This window comes from Stenotrophomonas sp. YJH_SMC_20, from assembly GCF_059367845.1.
In genome coordinates this window covers 63,800-82,804 of record NZ_JCAFRG010000008.1, presented here as the reverse complement: position 1 = coordinate 82,804, position 19,005 = coordinate 63,800, and the positions used below count along the sequence as shown (strand labels likewise).

Annotated in this window: 19 protein-coding genes, 1 tRNA gene and 1 pseudogene; 17 read left to right on the top strand and 4 right to left on the bottom strand. The window is 67.0% G+C overall.

The genetic code is table 11. The annotated features are described in order from the left end of the window. Nucleotides 1-25: 25 nt before the first annotated feature. The 4 genes and pseudogenes from AC5P6A_RS14470 to AC5P6A_RS14455 all read left to right on the top strand — a co-directional run. Nucleotides 26-388 (top strand): VOC family protein, encoded by a 363-nt coding sequence (locus AC5P6A_RS14470; protein WP_021203413.1) that lies wholly within the window; start codon nt 26-28, stop codon nt 386-388. A 32-nt stretch (nt 389-420) separates the two neighbouring features. Continuing rightward, complete coding sequence (truA, locus tag AC5P6A_RS14465) at nt 421-1,191, top strand: tRNA pseudouridine(38-40) synthase TruA (protein WP_019660599.1); 771 nt, start codon at nt 421-423, stop codon at nt 1,189-1,191. Continuing rightward, entirely contained in the window at nt 1,188-1,844 is a 657-nt protein-coding gene (locus AC5P6A_RS14460; protein WP_019660598.1) for a phosphoribosylanthranilate isomerase, read from the top strand. Before truA ends, AC5P6A_RS14460 begins: the two co-directional genes overlap by 4 nt. 68 nt (nt 1,845-1,912) lie before the next feature. Continuing rightward, nucleotides 1,913-2,341 (top strand): annotated as a pseudogene (locus AC5P6A_RS14455) (peptidoglycan-binding protein); the annotation flags it as partial. A 48-nt stretch (nt 2,342-2,389) separates the two neighbouring features. Here AC5P6A_RS14455 and AC5P6A_RS14450 read toward each other — a convergent pair. Then, the gene (locus tag AC5P6A_RS14450) at nt 2,390-3,277 is read right to left on the bottom strand and encodes a LysR family transcriptional regulator (RefSeq protein WP_180876551.1); all 888 of its coding nucleotides are present in this window, start codon (nt 3,275-3,277) and stop codon (nt 2,390-2,392) included. A 96-nt stretch (nt 3,278-3,373) separates the two neighbouring features. Between AC5P6A_RS14450 and trpB the strand changes: the two genes are divergently transcribed. The 5 genes from trpB to glmM all read left to right on the top strand — a co-directional run bounded on the left by trpB (nt 3,374) and on the right by glmM (nt 8,539). Next, on the top strand, nt 3,374-4,591 hold the full coding sequence (gene trpB, locus AC5P6A_RS14445) for a tryptophan synthase subunit beta (RefSeq protein WP_014647880.1): 1,218 nt from the start codon (nt 3,374-3,376) through the stop codon (nt 4,589-4,591). Beyond that, the gene (locus AC5P6A_RS14440; RefSeq protein ID WP_155029900.1) at nt 4,588-5,277 is read left to right on the top strand and encodes a hypothetical protein; all 690 of its coding nucleotides are present in this window, start codon (nt 4,588-4,590) and stop codon (nt 5,275-5,277) included. Before trpB ends, AC5P6A_RS14440 begins: the two co-directional genes overlap by 4 nt. A 1-nt stretch (nt 5,278) precedes the next feature. Further along, nucleotides 5,279-6,088, top strand: coding sequence for a tryptophan synthase subunit alpha (gene trpA / locus AC5P6A_RS14435; RefSeq protein WP_346715161.1), 810 nt, complete (start codon nt 5,279-5,281; stop codon nt 6,086-6,088). 214 nt (nt 6,089-6,302) lie between these two features. Further along, nucleotides 6,303-7,178 (top strand): acetyl-CoA carboxylase, carboxyltransferase subunit beta, encoded by an 876-nt coding sequence (gene accD / locus AC5P6A_RS14430; RefSeq protein ID WP_019660593.1) that lies wholly within the window; start codon nt 6,303-6,305, stop codon nt 7,176-7,178. Then, nucleotides 7,178-8,539 (top strand): phosphoglucosamine mutase, encoded by a 1,362-nt coding sequence (gene glmM, locus AC5P6A_RS14425; RefSeq protein ID WP_111102200.1) that lies wholly within the window; start codon nt 7,178-7,180, stop codon nt 8,537-8,539. The genes accD and glmM overlap by 1 nt, the downstream gene beginning before the upstream one ends. Nucleotides 8,540-8,618: 79 nt before the next feature. Here the strand turns inward: glmM and AC5P6A_RS14420 are convergent, their stop codons facing one another. From AC5P6A_RS14420 to AC5P6A_RS14410, 3 genes are read right to left on the bottom strand one after another with little or no spacing between them, the layout of a single operon-like run. Then, a complete protein-coding gene (locus tag AC5P6A_RS14420) occupies nt 8,619-9,476 on the bottom strand; it encodes a polysaccharide deacetylase family protein (protein WP_021203418.1) in 858 nt (285 codons plus the stop codon). Next, a complete protein-coding gene (locus AC5P6A_RS14415) occupies nt 9,469-10,614 on the bottom strand; it encodes a glycosyltransferase family 4 protein (protein WP_058981121.1) in 1,146 nt (381 codons plus the stop codon). Before AC5P6A_RS14415 ends, AC5P6A_RS14420 begins: the two co-directional genes overlap by 8 nt. A gap of 20 nt (nt 10,615-10,634) precedes the next feature. Then, nucleotides 10,635-12,521, bottom strand: coding sequence for a DUF3413 domain-containing protein (locus AC5P6A_RS14410; RefSeq protein WP_019660589.1), 1,887 nt, complete (start codon nt 12,519-12,521; stop codon nt 10,635-10,637). 152 nt (nt 12,522-12,673) lie between these two features. On the opposite strand from AC5P6A_RS14410, the gene AC5P6A_RS14405 reads away from it, so the two are divergent. The 8 genes from AC5P6A_RS14405 (at nt 12,674) to AC5P6A_RS14370 (ending at nt 18,988) form a co-directional block, all read left to right on the top strand. Then, on the top strand, nt 12,674-13,651 hold the full coding sequence (locus tag AC5P6A_RS14405; protein WP_050563262.1) for an isopenicillin N synthase family dioxygenase: 978 nt from the start codon (nt 12,674-12,676) through the stop codon (nt 13,649-13,651). Nucleotides 13,652-14,527: 876 nt separating this feature from the next. Beyond that, entirely contained in the window at nt 14,528-15,283 is a 756-nt protein-coding gene (gene tpiA, locus AC5P6A_RS14400; protein ID WP_021203422.1) for a triose-phosphate isomerase, read from the top strand. Between the two features lie 31 nt (nt 15,284-15,314). Next, on the top strand, nt 15,315-15,752 hold the full coding sequence (gene secG / locus AC5P6A_RS14395; RefSeq protein ID WP_019660586.1) for a preprotein translocase subunit SecG: 438 nt from the start codon (nt 15,315-15,317) through the stop codon (nt 15,750-15,752). 51 nt (nt 15,753-15,803) lie between these two features. Next, a tRNA-Leu gene (locus tag AC5P6A_RS14390) sits at nt 15,804-15,888 on the top strand. Nucleotides 15,889-15,999: 111 nt separating this feature from the next. Then, entirely contained in the window at nt 16,000-16,356 is a 357-nt protein-coding gene (locus AC5P6A_RS14385; RefSeq protein ID WP_010486426.1) for an NADH-quinone oxidoreductase subunit A, read from the top strand. Next, on the top strand, nt 16,347-16,901 hold the full coding sequence (locus AC5P6A_RS14380) for a NuoB/complex I 20 kDa subunit family protein (protein ID WP_005410463.1): 555 nt from the start codon (nt 16,347-16,349) through the stop codon (nt 16,899-16,901). The genes AC5P6A_RS14385 and AC5P6A_RS14380 overlap by 10 nt, the downstream gene beginning before the upstream one ends. A gap of 33 nt (nt 16,902-16,934) precedes the next feature. Continuing rightward, on the top strand, nt 16,935-17,684 hold the full coding sequence (locus AC5P6A_RS14375) for an NADH-quinone oxidoreductase subunit C (RefSeq protein WP_005410462.1): 750 nt from the start codon (nt 16,935-16,937) through the stop codon (nt 17,682-17,684). Beyond that, nucleotides 17,681-18,988, top strand: coding sequence for an NADH-quinone oxidoreductase subunit D (locus tag AC5P6A_RS14370; RefSeq protein ID WP_005417935.1), 1,308 nt, complete (start codon nt 17,681-17,683; stop codon nt 18,986-18,988). The genes AC5P6A_RS14375 and AC5P6A_RS14370 overlap by 4 nt, the downstream gene beginning before the upstream one ends. The last annotated feature ends 17 nt before the right edge of the window (nt 18,989-19,005 follow it).

The window sequence follows — 19,005 nt, the reverse complement described above, 5'->3', positions numbered from 1 at the left end:
CGAACCCGCCGACAAGGACCCTGCCATGAGCCGCGAGCGCCGTATCGACTACGTTGAATTCGCCTCCAGCGACCCGGCCGCCAGCCGTGCCTTTTTCGAAACGGCGTTCGGCTGGTCATTCGTCGACTACGGCAGCGACTACACGGCTTTCGACGATGGCCGCCTGCAGGGCGGCTTCTTCCGTGGCCAGCCGCAGCGGGCCGACGACAGCGGTGCACCGCTGCTGGTGCTGTATGCCGACGATCTGGCTCCGGTCGAGGCCGCCGTGCGCGACGCCGGCGGCCAGATCGTACGCCCGGTGTTTTCCTTCCCCGGTGGCAGCCGCTTCCAGTTCGTCGAGCCCGGTGGCAACGAACTGGCGGTCTGGTCCGAACGCGATCCGGCCTGAGCGCCGCCCCACCCGCAACATCGAGGTAGCACATGCGTTATGCGCTTGGCGTCGAGTACGACGGCAGCGATTTCAGGGGCTGGCAGAACCTGGGCGAGGGTGGTCCCAGCGTGCAGGCCAGCCTTGAGCAGGCCTTGTCATCGGTGGCGGATGCGCCGCTGCAGGTGGTCTGCGCCGGCCGCACCGATGCCGGTGTGCACGGCCAGTGCCAGGTCGTGCATTTCGACACTGACGTGGTGCGTGACCCTCGCGCCTGGATGCTCGGCACCACCACCCGCCTGCCGCGTTCGATCGCGGTGCGCTGGTGCGTGCCGGTGGCCGATGATTTTCATGCGCGCTTCTCGGCACGTGCGCGCCGCTACCGCTATCGGCTGCTCAACCGCGAGGTGCGGCCCGCGCTGGACCGGCAGACCCTGAGCTGGGAGCGCCGCGCGCTGGACGAGACCCTGATGCACGCCGCCGGCCAGGCCCTGCTCGGCGAGAACGATTTCAGCGCGTTCCGTTCGGTGCAGTGCCAGGCGCTGCATGCCCGGCGTGAGCTGCAGTCATTGCAGGTCAGCCGCCAGGGCGAAGTGATCGAAGTCGCAGTGCGTGGCAATGCATTTCTTCATCACATGGTCCGCAATATCGTCGGATCGTTGATCCTGGTGGGCAGCGGCGAAAAACCGGTGGAATGGATCGCCGAACTGCTGGCTGGGCGCGACCGCACCGTAGCTGGTCCCACCGCACCGCCGCAGGGCCTGGTGTTCCTTGGGCCCCTGTACCCCGACAACTGGCATCTGCCCGCCGAGGTCACGCTATGAGCCGTTCCTACTACCGTACACGCATCAAGTTCTGTGGAATGACCCGCGCCGGCGATGTCCGCCTGGCCGGTGAGCTGGGCGTGGACGCGGTGGGTTTCATCTTTGCCCGCGAGAGCAGCCGCCGGGTCGCGCCTGCCGAGGCGCGCGCGATGCGCCAGGCAATCGCGCCGATGGTCGACGTGGTTGCGCTGTTCCGCAACAACAGCAAGGAAGAAGTGCGCGAGGTGCTGCGCACGGTACGACCGACGCTGCTGCAGTTCCATGGCGAGGAGGACGAGAGCTTCTGCCGCAGCTTCAACATGCCGTACCTGAAGGCGATTGCCATGGGGGGGCGCGAAGAGGTCAATGCCCGCACCCTGCAACTGCGCTATCCCAGCGCTGCCGGCTTCCTGTTCGACAGCCACGCGCCGGGTGGCGGTGGCGGCACCGGCGTGGCGTTCGACTGGGGCCGCGTCCCGACCGGATTGCATCGGCCGTTCCTGCTGGCCGGTGGCCTGAACCCGGAAAACGTCTACGACGCCGTGCTGGCGACGCTGCCGTGGGGCGTGGACGTCTCCAGCGGTATCGAACTGGAGCCGGGCATCAAGGACGGTTACAAGATGCGCACCTTCGTCGAGGAAGTGCGGCGCGCCGATTGCACCGTCCTGGAGTGATCCGCGTCACTTGAGGGGCGCCGGGATGTCATCGTCGACGGTGAGCCTTGCAGCAGACCCTCAACCAGGGACTGTCCGCCGACGGCATCGTCGGTCGCCACACCGCTGCCGCCCTGGCGGCGGGGCGTGTGCAGGGTCATGAACCCGCAGCGGCTGTGCCCAAAGGGCCGTCGCTCAATGATGCATCGCATCCGGACCACGCACTGCACAACGCGGTCCGCAGCAAGCTTCCCAGCGTGTTTTCCGAAGAGGCTGCGGCCAATATCACCCTGCATGCAAAGCAGAACGGTATCGACGCGGCCGACAAGCTGCAGAGCATCACGGTGCAGGATGGCAAGCCGTTCGTGATGGGCACGACGCCGGGTTTCCGCACCGCTGTCGATCTGGCCCAGGCGCCGCCGTCGCTGGAGCAGACCAGTGCCAAGCTGCTGGCAGATCCGTCGCACCAGCAGCAGGTGCATGAGGAGCAGCAGCGGGTCGCGATGGGCGGTCGCTGAGGCCTGCATTGCCGGCTCCGGGAGGTGGATGCCGCCCGGGGCCTCGTCTCATCGCAGTTGCGCTGCTGCCCAGTCGGCCAGGGCGTCTACCCGTGCATCGGCCGGGCCATCCGGCCGCGCCAGCACCCAGAAGCCGCCGGTGGCCGCAAACCCCCACGGTGCGACCAGCCGGCCTGCTGCCAGATCTTCGGCCACCAGCGGCTCGGGCGCGATTGCCGGGCCCAGCCCGGCCACGGCTGCTTCCAGCAGGTAATAGAGATGTTCGAAAGCGGTGCCCAGCTGCAGCTTTGACGGGTCCAGGCGGTGTGCCTGCGCCCAGGCGGGCCAAGCCTGTGGACGTGACGTGGTGTGCAGCACGGTTTCCTGCAGCAGTGCCGAGGGCGGTGCCTGCCGCAGCCGCTGCGCCGCCGGATGTGACGGGGCCACCACCACACCGACCCGTTCCGGTGCCAGCTCGCGGACCTGCCAGCCGCGTGGCCACGGTCCCTGCGCCAGCAACAGCACGGCGTCCAGCGCCGCCTGCGCTTCGGTGAAACTGCCGTCCAGCGCCGACCACTGCAGGCGCACGCCAGGCAGGGCGGCCTGCAGGGCAGGCAGGCGCGGAATCATCCAGCGTGCCAGTACGCTGCCGCTGCAGCCCAGTACCAGTGCTGGGGAGGCCGCGGGCCGCCGCAGCTCGCGCACGCAGCCTTCGATCCCGGCGAAGGCCTCGCTGCACGCTGCCTGCAGGCGCGTACCCGCAGCGGTCAGGCGCAGGCCGCGACCGGCACGCTGGAACAGCGCCAGGCCGAGGTGATCCTCCAGCAGCTTCAGTTGTCGGCTGACCGCGCCGTGGGTGACGTGCAGGTCCTGTGCGGCGCGCCCGACGCCGCCAAGGCGGGCAGTGGCTTCGAACGCGCGCAGCGCATTGAGGGGAGGCAGCAGGGAGCGGCTCACGTGAGATTTCCTGACGATATGTGCCAGATAATATACATTTTCCGGTCATGACCCGTGCGCTAGAGTATCCACCTGTCTGAACCACCGGTCGTATCCATGTCTGCCTCCCCCATTGCCGACTACCACGCCTTCCCGGATGCCCAGGGCCACTTCGGCCGCTACGGCGGCAGCTTCGTCGCCGAAACCCTGGTCGGCCCGCTGCAGGAACTGGCCCAGGCCTATGACCAGGCCCGCCAGGACCCCGCGTTCCAGGCGGCCTATGACCGCGACCTGGCGCACTACGTGGGCCGGCCGAGCCCGATCTATCACGCCCAGCGCCTGAGCGATCACGTCGGCGGCGCGCAGATCCTGCTCAAGCGCGAGGACCTGAACCACACCGGTGCGCACAAGATCAACAACACCATCGGCCAGGCACTGCTGGCCGCACGCATGGGCAAGAAGCGCATCATCGCTGAGACCGGTGCCGGCCAGCATGGCGTGGCCAGTGCCACCGTTGCCGCGCGTCTGGGCCTGGAATGCGTGGTCTACATGGGCGCCACCGACATCGAGCGGCAGAAGATCAACGTCTACCGCATGAAGCTGCTCGGTGCAACGGTGGTGCCGGTCACCTCCGGTTCGGCCACTTTGAAGGACGCGCTCAACGAAGCGATGCGCGACTGGGTGACCAATGTGCAGGACACCTTCTACATCATCGGTACGGTCGCCGGTCCGGATCCCTACCCGCGCATGGTGCGCGACTTCAATGCCATCGTCGGCCGCGAAGCGCGTGAGCAGATGCTGGCCGAGTACGGCCGCCTGCCCGATGCGATCACCGCCTGCGTCGGCGGCGGCAGCAACGCCATCGGCCTGTTCCACGCCTTCCTCAACGATCGCCAGGTCGAGATCGTCGGCGCCGAAGCCGCCGGTGATGGCATCAGTACCGGTCGCCATGCCGCCTCCATCGCAGCAGGCCGCCCCGGCGTGCTGCACGGCAACCGCACGTACGTGCTGTGCGACGATGACGGCCAGATCATCGAGACCCATTCGGTGTCGGCCGGCCTGGACTATCCGGGCGTCGGCCCGGAGCACGCGTTCCTGGCCGATACCGGCCGCGCGCGCTACCTCGGCATCACCGACGAGGAAGCGCTGCAGGCCTTCCATCTGCTGGCGCATACCGAGGGCATCCTGCCCGCGCTGGAATCCAGCCATGCGCTGGCACAGGCAATCAAGCTGGCGCGTGAGCGTCCGCGTGACCAGATCGTGCTGTGCAACCTGTCCGGCCGCGGCGACAAGGACGTGCACACCATCGCCGCGCGCGAAGGGCTTGTGCTGTGAATCACGTGCTGCGCCACGGCGGGGCGCTGGTGCTGGTGATCGGCATGGGCGGCTGCACGCCGCCCGATCCACCGGTGCTTGCCCCGGCGCCGGCCGCCCCCGCGGCGATCGCCCCGGCACGCGAACCGGCCAGCAACGACGATGAGGCCGCACATCGCCCGATCGAGGGCGCGGCGATGTTCACGGCAGGCGATGGCGGCGAGGACCAGGCGGCCCGGGCGGTGGTGTCGGTGGCCCTGGACCATGCCGGTGAGGTGCTGATCGGCCAGCCCTTCAGCGAACTGCAGGGCGAGGCGCAGTGGCACTCGGCCGGGCTGGGCGAGTCGACCGCTGGGCGTTGCGAGTACTACGAGCGCGGCACGCTGCCCGAGGGCGTGGCGATGATGGTGCAGGACGGCGACGTGGTGCGCTTCGACCTGGCCCCCATCGACGATTCCGGCCAGGTGGTGCTGCAGCCGGGGCCGTTCGGCCTTCATCTGGGCATGCCACGCGCGCAGGCACTCCAGCAGTTGCCCAAGGGCGTTTCCACGCAACCCTATGGTGATGATGCGGAGGCCGGCGAGAGCCTGCTCTGGCAGGACCCCGGTTCCGACCTGGCGATCCGTGTGGAGATCGTCGACGGCACCATCTCCCGAATGTACTGGGGCGCCAGCGGCGCCGTTGACCTGATCGAAGGATGTACCTGACATGTCCGTATCCCGACTCGATGCCTGCTTCCAGCGCCTGCGCGAACAGCAGCGCAAGGCGCTGATTCCCTTCATCACCGCAGGTGATCCCTCGCTGGAAGCCACCGTGCCGGTCATGCACGCGCTGGTCGATGCTGGTGCCGACGTGATTGAACTGGGCGTGCCGTTCTCCGATCCGATGGCCGATGGCCCGACCATCCAGCGTAGTTCCGAACGCGCGCTGGCGCGGGGAGCCGGCAGCCGCTATGTGCTGCAGGCGGTGGCGCAGTTCCGGGAGCGTGATGCGCACACCCCGGTGGTGCTGATGGGCTACCTGAACCCGGTGGAGATCCACGGCTACCCTGCCTTCGCCGGGGCGGCCGTGCAGGCTGGCGTGGACGGGGTGCTGCTGGTCGACCTTCCGCCGGAAGAAGCCGTTGAAGCGCAGCAGGCCTTCGATGCAGCGGGCCTGGCGCTGGTCCTGCTGGCGTCGCCGACCACCAGCCAGGCGCGTGCCGACAAGCTGCTGGCCCTGGCCCGTGGTTACCTTTATTACGTCAGCTTTGCCGGCGTGACCGGCGCCTCCGAGCGCCTGGACAGCGACGCCGCCAGCGCCCGCCTGCAGGCGTTGCGCGCGCGCGCCTCGGTGCCGGTGGTGGCGGGCTTCGGCATCAAGGACGCCGGCAGTGCCGCAGCCATGGCCCGCCAGGCGGATGGCGTGGTGGTCGGAAGTGCGCTGGTGGCGGCGCTGGCCGAAGCGGGCTCGGCTGAAGACGCGGCCCAGCGTGCGCGGGCGTTCCTCGCCCCGCTGCGGCAGGCGCTGGACGCGTAGCGGTAATGCTGGCCGCTGGCCGGCATCGTCCGTACCCACCCGCGTGCAGGGCCGCCGGCCAGCGGCCGGCACCGCGCAGCACCTAAACGTACGTCCCAGCATGGTTTTTCCGGCTGCCCCGTAGCTGGCAAGGGGGTGCACGGCCGGGGAAAGCGGAGCTAGACTGTCCGCCTTTGCGGCCCATGGGCCGCCCTGAACGGAAGTGTCCTCCCGCATGAGTTGGCTCAGCAAGTTGATGCCGTCCGGCATCCGCACCGACAACACCCCCAGCAAGAAGCGCAGTGTCCCCGAGGGCCTGTGGGAAAAGTGCAGCAACTGCGGCAGCGCGTTGTACCGTCCGGAACTGGAAGAGAACCTGGAGGTCTGCCCGAAGTGCGGCCACCACATGGCGATCCGCGCGCGTGCGCGCCTGGCGGCCCTGTTCGACGCCGACAGCACCACCGAGATCGGTGCGCGCCTGGGACCGACCGACCTGCTCAAGTTCAAGGATCAGAAGAAGTACAGCGAGCGCATCAAGATCGCGCAGAAGAACACCGGCGAATACGACGCGCTGATCGCCATGCGCGGCCTGCTCAAGGGCCGTGCGCTGGTCGCCTCGTCGTTCGACTTCGCCTTCATGGGGGGCTCGATGGGCTCGGTGGTGGGCGAGCGTTTCGCGCTGGCCGCAGAAACCGCGGTCGAGATCGGTGCGCCTTACGTGTGCTTCTCGCAGAGTGGCGGCGCGCGCATGCAGGAAGGCCTGTTCTCGCTGATGCAGATGGCCAAGACCTCCGCTGCGCTGGGCAAGCTGCGTGAAGCCGGGCTGCCGTACATCTCGGTGCTGACCCATCCGACCACCGGCGGCGTTTCGGCGTCGTTCGCGATGCTGGGCGACATCAACATCGCCGAACCGCAGGCACTGATCGGCTTCGCCGGCCCGCGCGTGATCGAGCAGACCGTGCGCGAGAAGCTGCCGGAAGGTTTCCAGCGTTCGGAGTTCCTGCTGGAGCACGGTGCCATCGACCAGATCTGCGATCGCCGCGAACTGCGCGACCGCCTGTCCGATCTGCTCGCCATGCTGGGTCGGCAGCCCGCGCCGCAGGTAGCCTGATGGGTGCCCGCAAGTACTTCGGCACGGACGGCATCCGTGGCCGGGTCGGGCAGGGCGTGATCTCGGCCGACTTCGTGCTGCGCCTGGGCAATGCGCTGGGCCGCGTCCTGCTCGCCCAGCGTGGCCAGGACGGACGCCGGCCGATCGTGGTGATCGGCAAGGACACCCGCATTTCCGGCTACATGTTCGAGGCGGCGCTGGAGGCCGGCCTGGTCGCCGCCGGTGCCGACGTGCAGCTGCTGGGTCCGATGCCGACCCCGGCGGTGGCGTTCCTGACCCGCACGCTGGGCGTGGACGCCGGCATCGTCATCAGCGCCTCGCACAACCCGCATTACGACAACGGCATCAAGTTCTTCTCGGCCCAGGGCGAGAAGCTCGACGATGCCACCGAGCTGGCCCTGGAGGCGGCGCTGGACGTTCCGTTCACCACCGCCGAATCGGAAAAGCTGGGCAAGGCATTCCGTGCACGCGAAGCGGTCGGCCGCTACATCGAATTCTGCAAGGCCAGCGTGCCGCGCACATTCGATCTGCGTGGCCTGCGCCTGGTGCTGGATTGCGCGCATGGTGCCACCTACCAGATCGCGCCGCTGCTGTTCCGCGAACTGGGTGCCGAGGTGATCGGCATCGGCGCCGAGCCCAATGGCATCAACATCAACGCCGGCGTGGGCTCCACCCATATCGACAACCTTGCGGCCAAGGTCCGCGAGACCGGCGCCGATCTCGGTATCGCCTTCGATGGTGATGGCGACCGCGTGCTGATGGCCGACGACCAGGGCAACCCGGTCGATGGCGATGACCTGCTGTACATCCTGGCCCGTGCCTGGAAGGCCGAAGGCCGCCTGCGCGGCCCGGTGGTCGGCACGCTGATGAGCAACTATGGCATCGAGAAGGCCCTCGCCGACCTGCAGATTCCATTCGTGCGCAGCAATGTCGGCGATCGCTACGTGCACCAGGCGCTGATCGAAGGCGGTGGTGTGCTCGGCGGTGAAGCCTCCGGCCACCTGCTGTGCCTGGACCGCGCCACCACGGGGGACGGCATCGTCAGCGCCCTGCAGGTGCTGGTCGCGCTGCGCAACAGTGGGCAGACCCTGCGCCAGGCGCTGAAGGGCCTTGTGCGGGTACCGCAGAAGACCGTGAACGTGCGTCTGGGCAATGTCCCGGCCAAGACTGCGGTGCAGTCTGAAAGCGTGCAGTCCGCGCTGGCTGTGGCGCAGCAGGCTGTCGCCGGCCGTGGCCGCGCGTTCCTGCGCCCGTCCGGTACCGAGCCGGTGGTGCGGGTCACGGTCGAGGCCGATGACGCCACGCTGATGCAGGACACGCTGGACCGCCTGTCCGCAGCGGTGCGTGAAGCCGCTGCCTGAAGCGCGTGCACATTCGCACCAACGAAAAACGCCCCGCAAAGCCGGGGCGTTTTTCATTCAACCGGCAGGGGCGTGGTGCTTATGGCCCCGGCACCATCTTCTTCTGGCGCGCTTTGAAGCCATTGAACAGTGGCGCGATCAGCGGGTTGTAGCTCTGCGCGATGCGCTTGCGCAGCCAGCTGGCCGGGCGGTTGCGGATCGCGAAGCGGTAGATCCGCTCCGGATCACCGCCGACCACGTTGCGGCCGAACGGGTGCGTGGTGTGCAGGTAGCGGAAGCCCTGCTCGCGTGCCACCTCGATGTGGTCCTGGTCGAAATCGCCGTAGGGCCAGCACAGCGTATCGGACACCTCGCCGAGCTTGTCCTGCAGGACGTCGCGCGAGATCGCCAGATCCCGGCTGAGGCCCGCACGGCGCTGCGCACGGTCCAGATCGTCGCGGCGCAGCCAGCGGGTGTGGGTGTGGGTATGGCAATGCACTTCGAAGGTGCCGGCGGCAATGGCTGCGCGTGCTTCGCTCCAGCGCATCATCACATCGTCGCTGCGGTCCTGCTCGTAGATCGCCGCTTCGCAGCCACGATGGTCCGGCGTCGACGGCAGTGCCGCGCCGGCAATGCCGGCGTGCGGACGTTCCGGGCCTTCGCCCATCCAGCCGGTGACCACGAACACCACCGCGTGCATGCCGTACTTCTGCAGGATCGGGTGCGCATACACCCAGTTGTCGAGATAGCCATCGTCGAAGGTGATGACGATCGACTTGCGCGGCACCGGCTTGCCGGCCAGGAAGCCGGCGTACTGCTCCAGCGTCAGTGAGGTCCAGCCATTGGCTGCCAGCCACGCAATCTGGCTTTCGAAGTTCTCCGGCGACACGGTGATCATGCCCGGCGAAGGGCTGACGTGGTGGTGCATCAGCACCGGAACGGTTCGTGCATCAGCCATGTCCCAGCTCCTTCAGCCACTGGTGGTAGTAGTGTTCGGTCGCTTCACCGTGGCCGTCCGGCGTGAAGCGATGTGCGCCGTGCATCCACTCCCAGCCAGCGCGCCCCATCTGCCGTCGCCGTTCCGGGTCGTCCACCAGCAGGCGCAATGCACCTGTCAGGGCGGCATTGTCACCCAAACGGGTGAGGATCGCATTGCTGCCATCGATCACCATCTCCGGCACGCCGCCCACCCGCGTGGCGACGATCGGTACGCCCACGTAGGCCGCTTCCAGGAATACGGTGCCGGCCGCTTCCTTGTGCGAGGCCAGTGCGAAGATGTCGAAGCCGGCCATCAGCCTGCAGGCTCCATCGCGGTAGCCGAGCAGGTGGACCTGGCGCTGCAGCCCGTGCTCGGCGCACATCGCCTGCAGTCGTTCCGTCACGGCCTGGCCATCACCGACAATCACCAGGTGCAGGTCCGGGTTGGCTTTGCACAGCGGCACCATCGCCTGCAGCAGGTCGGCATGGCCTTTGGGCTCACGCAGCACGGCCACGCAGCCGACCACGATGTCCTGCTCGCCGAAGCCAAGCTCGGCACGCACTTCCGCGCGTACGTCCTGCAGGCACTGCCAAGGATCGGCCTTGCGGATATCACTCCAGCGTGGAGGCACCGCGATCGGCGGCACGATACCAATGCGCTCGGCTGGAATGCCGCGGTCGACCAGCAGTTGCTTGACGAAGCTGCTGACGGTCAGCACCCGGTGTGGAAGCTTGGTATAGGTCAGCAACGAGTTGACCGGGCTCATCAGATGGCGCGAGCGCACCACCAGCGGCGTGCCGCCCAGGCGTGCACCGGCGGCGGCGATCAGCGCATCGCGGCGGCTGGTGGTATTGACCACGTCGAAGCGTTCGCGGCGCACCAGCCGCGATACCGACCACATGCCGCGCAGCAGGCGTGCCAGGCCGCCCATGCGCAGCGTATGCACGGTGAATCCGTCCTCGCGTGCCAGTGTGGCCAGGCGTGCATCGGGCTGGCACAGCAATGACACCTCATGGCCACGCGCGCGCATCACCTGCATGTGCCGGAAGATGTAGATCTCCTGCCCGCCCATTCCCTTGGCGGCTTCGGTATGCAGGATGCGCAGAGGACGGTTCATGCAGGATCGGTCCTTGAAGATCAGCGGTTGCGGAAGCGGGTCAGCGCTTCCCATGCAGAGCGGATGGCTGCGGCGTCCGGAGCCTGCTGCGGCAGCGGGCGGTAGTGCCGGTCGAGCGCGGTCGCGTTGCCGAACTTGTCGAATACGTAGATGGCATCGCCATGGCGTACAGCGCGTTGCGACCAGCTCTCCACCACCAGTGCACGTTCGCTGGCGGCGGGCGTGGCCAGCAGGTCCTGGCCGGTACTGAAGTCCGTCAATGCGTTCTCGCAGCCCAGCGCATGGCGCATCAGCGTCGGTACCCAGTCTTCGTGCGAGCTGGTGCGGACGTCGCGGCCAGCGGCCCTGCCTGGCCAATGCAGCACGAACGGGACCTGCAGCTGGTAATCGGAGAAGTTGCCGTTGTGGCCCCAGTAGTTCAGCTTGAGGTCGTTGAACTCTTCGGCATGGTCACCGGTGACCAGCACGATGGTGTCCTCGGCCAGGCCCTGCGCGCGCAGGTCGTCCAGCAGCGAACCGATCAGGCTGTCGGCATAGTGCACGGCAGTGCGGTAGCGGTTGAGTTCCGGCGTCGGGTCGTGGTCCGGGCCGAAGGACAGGAAGTCGATCTCCTTGGCCATCGGCGTGGCTACCGGTGGGTAGCTGGCGGGCAGGTGGTAGCCGGCGTGGGTGGAGTCGAGGAACACGAAGCCGAACCATGGGTGCTGCGCCGCCTGGCTGCTGCGGATGTCATTCCGCAGCGCGGCGACGATGGCTGCGTCGCGCTTGTCGGGGGTCAGGGCGGAAGGGCCCTGGTGCAGCCGGTCGCGCACATCGGCAAATGCCGTGCGATCGAATTCCGGGCTGTACAACGGCGCGCTGCCGTACAGGTGCAGGTCGTAGCCCTGCTGGCCCAGCACCTGGAACAGCTGCGAGCCGCGCTGTTCGTCCAGCATGCTCTGCCAGTAGCCGCCGGGCAGGCCGTAGAGCAGGCCGAACAGGCCGTAGCGGGTGGCATTGCCGGTGCTGAAATGGCGATCGAACACGCGCGCGTCCTGCGCCAGCGCCGACGTGTTGGGCATCAGCTGCGGCGTCAGCACGTCCTGGCGCAGCGATTCCAGCACCACCATCAGCACATTGGGGCGGTGTGGGTTCTGGCAACGCAGGGGCTGGAGCGGATACAGCAGCTGCGCATGGCGCGGGTCGGGCAGGCCCGCCTGCTGTTCGCTTATGACCCCGAGCCTGCGCATGAAGCTCTTGGCGGTGATCGGCTGTGCCCAGGGCAGGTAGTTCCACTGCGCGATGACGGCACGGTCGCCGCGGGCATCGTAATAGGCCGTGGCGGCTTGGCCGCCGGCCATCAGCAGCGCAACGATGGCCCACCCCTGCAGGACCCGGCGGCGGCGCGGCCGGGCGGGCAGCAGCTTCCAGCATGCCCAGGCCAACAGTCCTTCAGCCGTGAAGATGGCGGCCACCAGCAGTCCGGCCTGCAGCCAGGTCTTCCACGACAACGCGACCTGGTCCTGCAGCGCACCGCCGAACACCATGTTCACCACCATGGCATTGAGGTGAAACCGATACAGAGTGAAAACCTTTGCATCAACCAGCAACAGGCACAGCCACAGGCCCTGCAGCAGCACGGCGCTGAGGCTCAGGGGGCGTGCGCTGCGCGGCCAAAGGCCCATCAGCAGCGGCAGCAGGCCGGCGAGGGCGCCGAATGCCAGCAGGTGACCGGGCAGGGCAACGGCCAGATAGGCCAGGCCCACGCTGCCCCCCGGGTTGTCTGCCAGCGGTACGTTGCCGAGCGTGATCGCCATGGCCAGCAGCGCGTTGCCGGCCACGAACAGCGACCACCACGCCAGGCGGCGCCAGTGGCGTGCGGGGCCGGAGGGCAGGGCGGTGTCGGCAGAGGGAGCAGCAGGGCGCATGAGGGACTGGGGCGGCGGGTGATGCAGGCGGCGGGATCCCCGGGGTGACGGAATCGTGGGGCCGCGCGCGGGTCGCGCATTGTATCTGTTTGTTTCTTCGTATCGGGTGGCGTCCCCCGGGCGATCTGTCACAATGTTCAGGTGGGCCATGAATGCGCTGGCCCCCCAGACCCAATGACAAGCCAGGAACCGCTGTGAGCCAGATCCCCACCCTCGACATCACCCGTTTCGACAGCGACCGCGAGGCCTTCGTGGCCGAGCTGGGCGCGGCCTACCGCCAATGGGGATTCGCGGGCATCCGCAACCACGGCATTCCGCAGGCCGACATCGATGCGGCCTACGATGCCTTCAAGGCCTTCTTCGCCCTGCCCGAAGAGGTCAAGCGCAAGTACCACGTGGCCGGCAGCGGCGGCGCCCGCGGCTACACCCCGTTTGGGGTGGAGACCGCCAAGGGCTCCAAGCACTTCGACCTGAAGGAGTTCTGGCACATCGGCCGCGAGATCGCCGACGACTCCAAGTACCGCGATGTGATGGCGCCGAACCTGTGGCCGACCGAGGTCGAGGGCTTCCGTGAGCGCGGCTATGGCCTGTACCAGGCACTGGACAACCTGGGGTCGCGCGTCCTGTCGGCGCTGGCCCTGCATATCGGCCTGCCGGCAGACTTCTTCGCCGACAAGACCAACTTCGGCAACTCGATCCTGCGCCCGATCCATTACCCGCCGATCACCACCGACGACATCCCGAACGTGCGTGCTGGTGCCCATGGCGACATCAACTTCATCACCCTGCTGGTCGGTGCCAGTGCCGCAGGCCTGGAAGTGCAGTCGCATGATGGCGAGTGGGTGCCGTTCACGTCAGACGCGGACACCATTGTGGTCAACATCGGCGATATGCTGCAGCGCCTGACCAACCACGTGTATCCGTCGACCATCCACCGCGTGGTCAATCCCCCGGGCGAGCTGGCGCGCCAGCCGCGCTACTCGGTGCCGTTCTTCCTGCACCCGAACCCGGACTTCCTGATCGACGTGCTGCCCTCGTGCATCACCCCGGAGAACCCGAGCCGGTACCCGGAGCCGATCACCGCCCACGGCTTCCTCGAGGAGCGCCTGCGCGAGATCAAGCTGAAATAAAGAGAAGCGAGGCCGCCGAAAGGCGCCCTTTTTCTTTGCAGGGTTGCACCCTGCACCCGCGGTAGTGCCGGCCGCTGGCCGGCAAACCCAAAGCCAAAGCGGCTCTGGGTTTCTGCGTGTTGGGCGGGGCGGCGTGGGTTGGCAGGACACGCCGTGAACCCCCAGACCGGCCCAGCCGCTGGCGGCTGTGCGTTCGGGCGCTTGCGAAGCAGTGCTTCGCAAGCAAAGCGACCTCACCCCTGGGGGCTCGATGGCGCCTTGCTCGTGTGCGCTGTCCTGCGCACACGGCAAGACCGGGGTTGGGCGTCCTGCCCAACCCGCCCGAGGCATGCCTCGGGCCCATGGCGCCAACGGTCCTGCCAACCCACACCGCCCCGTTCCCGACAGCTTCCCGGTGACGGTGGGTAAATCGCGATTCCCGGTGGGTGTCGACCTTGGTCGACGCGGTAGATCCACGCCATGCGTGGATGAGATATCTCTGTTCGAAGTGGGGTAGGGGGTTGGTCCAGCCAGCATCAACCCGGGATGCAGCTTTTGCCTTTGCTCTTGCTCTTCTTTTTTTCTTTCCGTGGCGGGCGGAACCGCCGGAATGTGTCAAAGGCCGGGCGGGTGGGGCTGCGCAGGGGCGTGAGCAGCATGGATGCGGCGATCGAGCTTACATGGACGTACTTGCAGCGCCCCCTGCGCAGTCCCACCCGCCCGGCCAAGCCCCAGATCTAGCCGGGCTCTCCGCGACCAACCAAACCCCGCCCCCCCCCCCTCCGCCACGAGGGGCTGCGCCGTTGGCTGAAAATCCATGTAACCGCTTACAAGGAAACGGATTTTTGCCGCAGCGGGTATCATGCTCGGCTGACTTCACACAGGAGCCACCCGCTCATGCGCCGCAAGATCGTCGCCGGAAACTGGAAGCTGCATGGCAGCCGTCAATTCGCCAATGAACTGCTGGGGCAGGTGGCTGCCGGGCTGCCGCTGGAGGGGGTGGACGTGGTGATCCTGCCGCCGCTGCCCTACCTGGGGGAGCTGGTCGAGGACTTCGGCGAGACCGGCCTGGCCTTCGGCGCGCAGGACGTGAGCAGCAACGAGAAGGGCGCCTACACCGGCGAGGTCTGCGCGGCCATGCTGGTCGAGGTTGGGGCCCGCTATGGCCTGGTCGGCCATTCCGAGCGCCGCCAGTACCACCATGAGAGCAGCGAGCTGGTCGCGCGCAAGTTCGCCGCCGCCCAGCACGCCGGCCTGGTGCCGGTGCTGTGCGTGGGCGAGACCCTGGAACAGCGCGAGGCCGGGCAGACCGAAGCGGTCATCGCCAGCCAGCTGGCGCCGGTGCTGGAGCTGGTGGGCGCGGCAGGTTTCGCCAATGCTGTGGTCGCCTACGAGCCGGTCTGGGCCATCGGTACCGGCCGTACCGCCAGCAAGGAACAGGCACAGCAGGTGCACGCGTTCATCCGTGGCGAAGTCGCGCGCATCGATGCTAGAATCGCTGATTCACTGCCCATTGTTTACGGCGGTAGCGTGAAGCCCGACAATGCCGGGGAACTGTTCGCGCAGCCGGATGTCGATGGTGGGCTGGTCGGCGGCGCCTCCCTGGTGGCCGCGGACTTCCTGGCCATCGCACGGGCGGCGGCCGCGAACTAATCCTAGAAGTATTGTCCGAGGGCGGTTTCCAATGCTGATGTTGATCCTCAATGTCGTCTACGTGCTGGTCGCTGTGGCCATGATCGCGCTGATCCTGATGCAGCGTGGCTCGGGTGCGGCGGCAGGTTCGGGCTTTGGTGCTGGTGCCTCGGGCACGGTGTTCGGTGCGCGCGGCGCCTCGAACTTCCTGTCCAAGTCGACCAAGTGGCTGGCCGTGGTGTTCTTCGGCATCAGTCTGTTCATGGCCTGGTATGCCGGTCACGGCAGCCGCCCGGCGGCCGACCAGGATCTGGGCCTGATGTCCGCCCCGGCGGCCAGCGCGCCGGCGGCTCCGGCGGGCGAACTGCCGGCCGTTCCGAAGGCCGATGCGGTCCCGGCCGCCCCGGTTCCGGCGGCGAATGTGCCGGCTCAGGCGGAATCTTCGGTTTCTGGTGAAGAAAAGCCTTCGGAAGGCTCCCAGAAACACTGAAGCCGGTTACAATACGCGGCGCATCGGGAAGATAGTCTGATGTGATCGTTTGCCCAGGTGGCGGAATTGGTAGACGCACTACCTTGAGGTGGTAGCGACGCAAGTCGTAGGGGTTCGAGTCCCCTCTTGGGCACCATTTGTAAGTAAAGCGGGTTCGTCTGGCGCGCAAGGCGCCAGGCAGATTCCCGTCCACTCCCCCATGCCAAAGCGCCTGCAGGCGCGGCGGCAGAGGCAAGAGAGAATCGCTGTGCTGGCCGAATATTTGCCGTCTCTGCTGTTTCTGATCGTTGCCACCGGTATCGGCGTTACGCTGATGCTGGTTGGTCGATTCCTCGGTCCCCGCCGCCCCGATCTGGAAAAGCTCTCGCCGTACGAGTGCGGCTTCGAGGCCTTCGAAGACGCGCGCATGAAGTTCGATGTGCGCTACTACCTGATCGCGATCCAGTTCATCGTCTTTGACCTGGAAATCATCTTCATCGTGCCGTGGACCCAGGTCTTCATGGAACTGGGCGCCCGCTCGCTCATCACCATGGGCCTGTTCGTCGGCATGCTGTTCCTCGGTTTCATTTACGTCTGGAAGAAGGGAGCGCTGGAATGGGAGTGATTCAGACTCTCGATGGCCTCATGAACAACCCCACGCCGGAAGGCCGGGTTGATGACATCCTGCGGCCGGAAGGCGACAACCCGCTGCTGGAGAAGGGCTTCGTCACTACCAGCGTCGATGCACTGCTGAACTGGGCGCGCACCGGCTCGATGTGGCCGATGACCTTCGGCCTGGCCTGCTGCGCCGTCGAGATGATGCACGCCGGTGCCGCGCGCCTGGACCTCGACCGCTACGGCGTGGTGTTCCGCCCGTCGCCGCGTCAGTCCGACGTGATGATCGTGGCCGGCACCCTGGTCAACAAGATGGCCCCGGCGCTGCGCAAGGTCTACGACCAGATGCCGGACCCGAAGTGGGTCATCTCGATGGGTAGCTGCGCCAACGGTGGCGGCTACTACCACTACTCCTATTCTGTGGTGCGCGGCTGTGATCGCGTGGTGCCGGTGGACGTCTACGTCCCGGGCTGCCCGCCGACCGCCGAGGCGCTGGTGTACGGGATCCTGCAGCTGCAGAAGAAGATCTGGCGTACACAGACCATCGCCCGCTGACCCCTTCACCTGACAAGAGCGCGCCAAGCCCCCATGGCAGAGCAAGCATCCTTCATCGACCGACTGTCCGCACGTTTCGCTGGTGCGAAGGTCATCGTGGTCGAACCCCGCGGCGAAGTGACGCTGGAAGTGCCTGCCGCCGAGTGGCACGCCACCGCCCTGGCGCTGCGTGACGAGTTTGGTTTCGAGCAGGCCGTGGATCTGTGCGGCGTCGACTACCTCGGCTACGGCTCCGACGAGTGGGACACCGCCGATGTGTCCTCGCAGGGCTTCAGCCGTGGCGTCGAAGGCAAGGCCCAGGGCCGCTTCGCGTGGGGCGAGTTCCCCACCGAGGAAAACGGTGCCGACGGTGCCCGCCCGCAGCACATGCCGACCCAGCGCTTCGCCGTGGTCGCCCAGCTGCGTTCGTACCAGCACAACCTGATGATGCACCTGCGCTGCTTCGCCCCTGACGAAGCGCTGCCGGTGGTGTCCTCGCTGACCGGCATCTGGCCGGGCCTGAACTGGTTCGAGCGCGAAGCGTTCGATCTGTACGGCGTGATCTTCGAAGGCCACCCGGACCTGCGCCGGATCCTGACCGACTACGGTTTCGTCGGCCATCCGTTCCGCAAGGATTTCCCGCTGATCGGCAATGTCGAAGTCCGCTACGACGAAGAAAAGAAGCGCGTGATCTACGAACCGGTCACCTCGGTGGAGCCGCGTGTCGGCGTGCCGCGCGTGATCCGCGACGACGCCCGTCTGCAGACCGCAGAAGGTGAGCGCGCGCAGGAGGCAGTGAAGTGAGCCACGTACACCAGGCTGGCGAAGCGTTCGCCAGCAACGCCGCCGAAAGCCGGCAGGAAATCCGCAACTACACCATGAACTTCGGCCCGCAGCATCCGGCCGCTCACGGTGTGCTGCGCCTGATCCTGGAAATGGACGGTGAAACCATCATGCGCGCCGACCCGCACGTGGGTCTGCTGCACCGTGGTACCGAAAAGCTGGCCGAGTCCAAGCCGTTCAACCAGTCGATCGGCTACATGGATCGCCTGGATTACGTGTCGATGATGTGCAACGAGCACGCCTACGTGCGCGCGATCGAGACCCTGATGGGCATCGAGGCGCCGGAGCGTGCCCAGTACATCCGCACCATGTACGATGAAATCACCCGCATCCTCAACCACCTGATGTGGCTGGGCTCCAACGCGCTCGACCTGGGCGCGATGGCGGTGATGCTGTACGCCTTCCGCGAACGCGAAGAGCTGATGGACTGCTACGAAGCGGTTTCCGGCGCGCGCATGCACGCGGCGTACTACCGTCCGGGCGGTGTCTACCGCGACCTGCCGGACCACATGCCGAAGTACAAGGAATCGCGCTGGCACAAGGGCAAGGCGCTGAAGCAGCTCAATGCTTCGCGCGAAGGCTCGCTGCTGGACTTCCTGGAGAACTTCACCGTCGAGTTCCCCAAGCGCATCGACGAATACGAAACCCTGCTGACCGACAACCGTATCTGGAAGCAGCGTACCGTCGGCATCGGCGTGGTCACTCCCGAGCTGGCCCATCAGTGGGGCATGACCGGCGTGATGCTGCGCGGCTCGGGCATTGCCTGGGACCTGCGCAAGAAGCGTCCGTACGCCAAGTACGATGCCGTCGATTTCGACATCCCGCTGGGCAAGGAAGGTGACTGCTACGACCGCTACCTGGTCCGCGTTGCCGAAATGCGCGAATCCAACCGCATCATCAAGCAGTGCGTGGCGTGGCTGAAGGCCAACCCGGGCCCGGTGATGGTGAAGAACTTCAAGGTCGCTCCGCCCAGGCGCGAGGACATGAAGGACGACATGGAAGCGCTGATCCACCACTTCAAGCTGTTCAGCGAAGGCTACTGCGTACCGGCCGGCGAGACCTACTCGGCGGTGGAGGCCCCGAAGGGCGAGTTCGGCTGCTACCTGGTCTCCGATGGCGCCAACAAGCCGTTCCGCGTGCACCTGCGCGCGCCGGGCTTCGCCCATCTGTCCTCGATCGATTCGGTCGTGCGCGGCCACATGCTGGCCGACGTGGTGGCGATGATCGGTACCTACGACCTGGTGTTCGGCGAGGTTGACCGGTAATGCCGTCCGCTACGCCA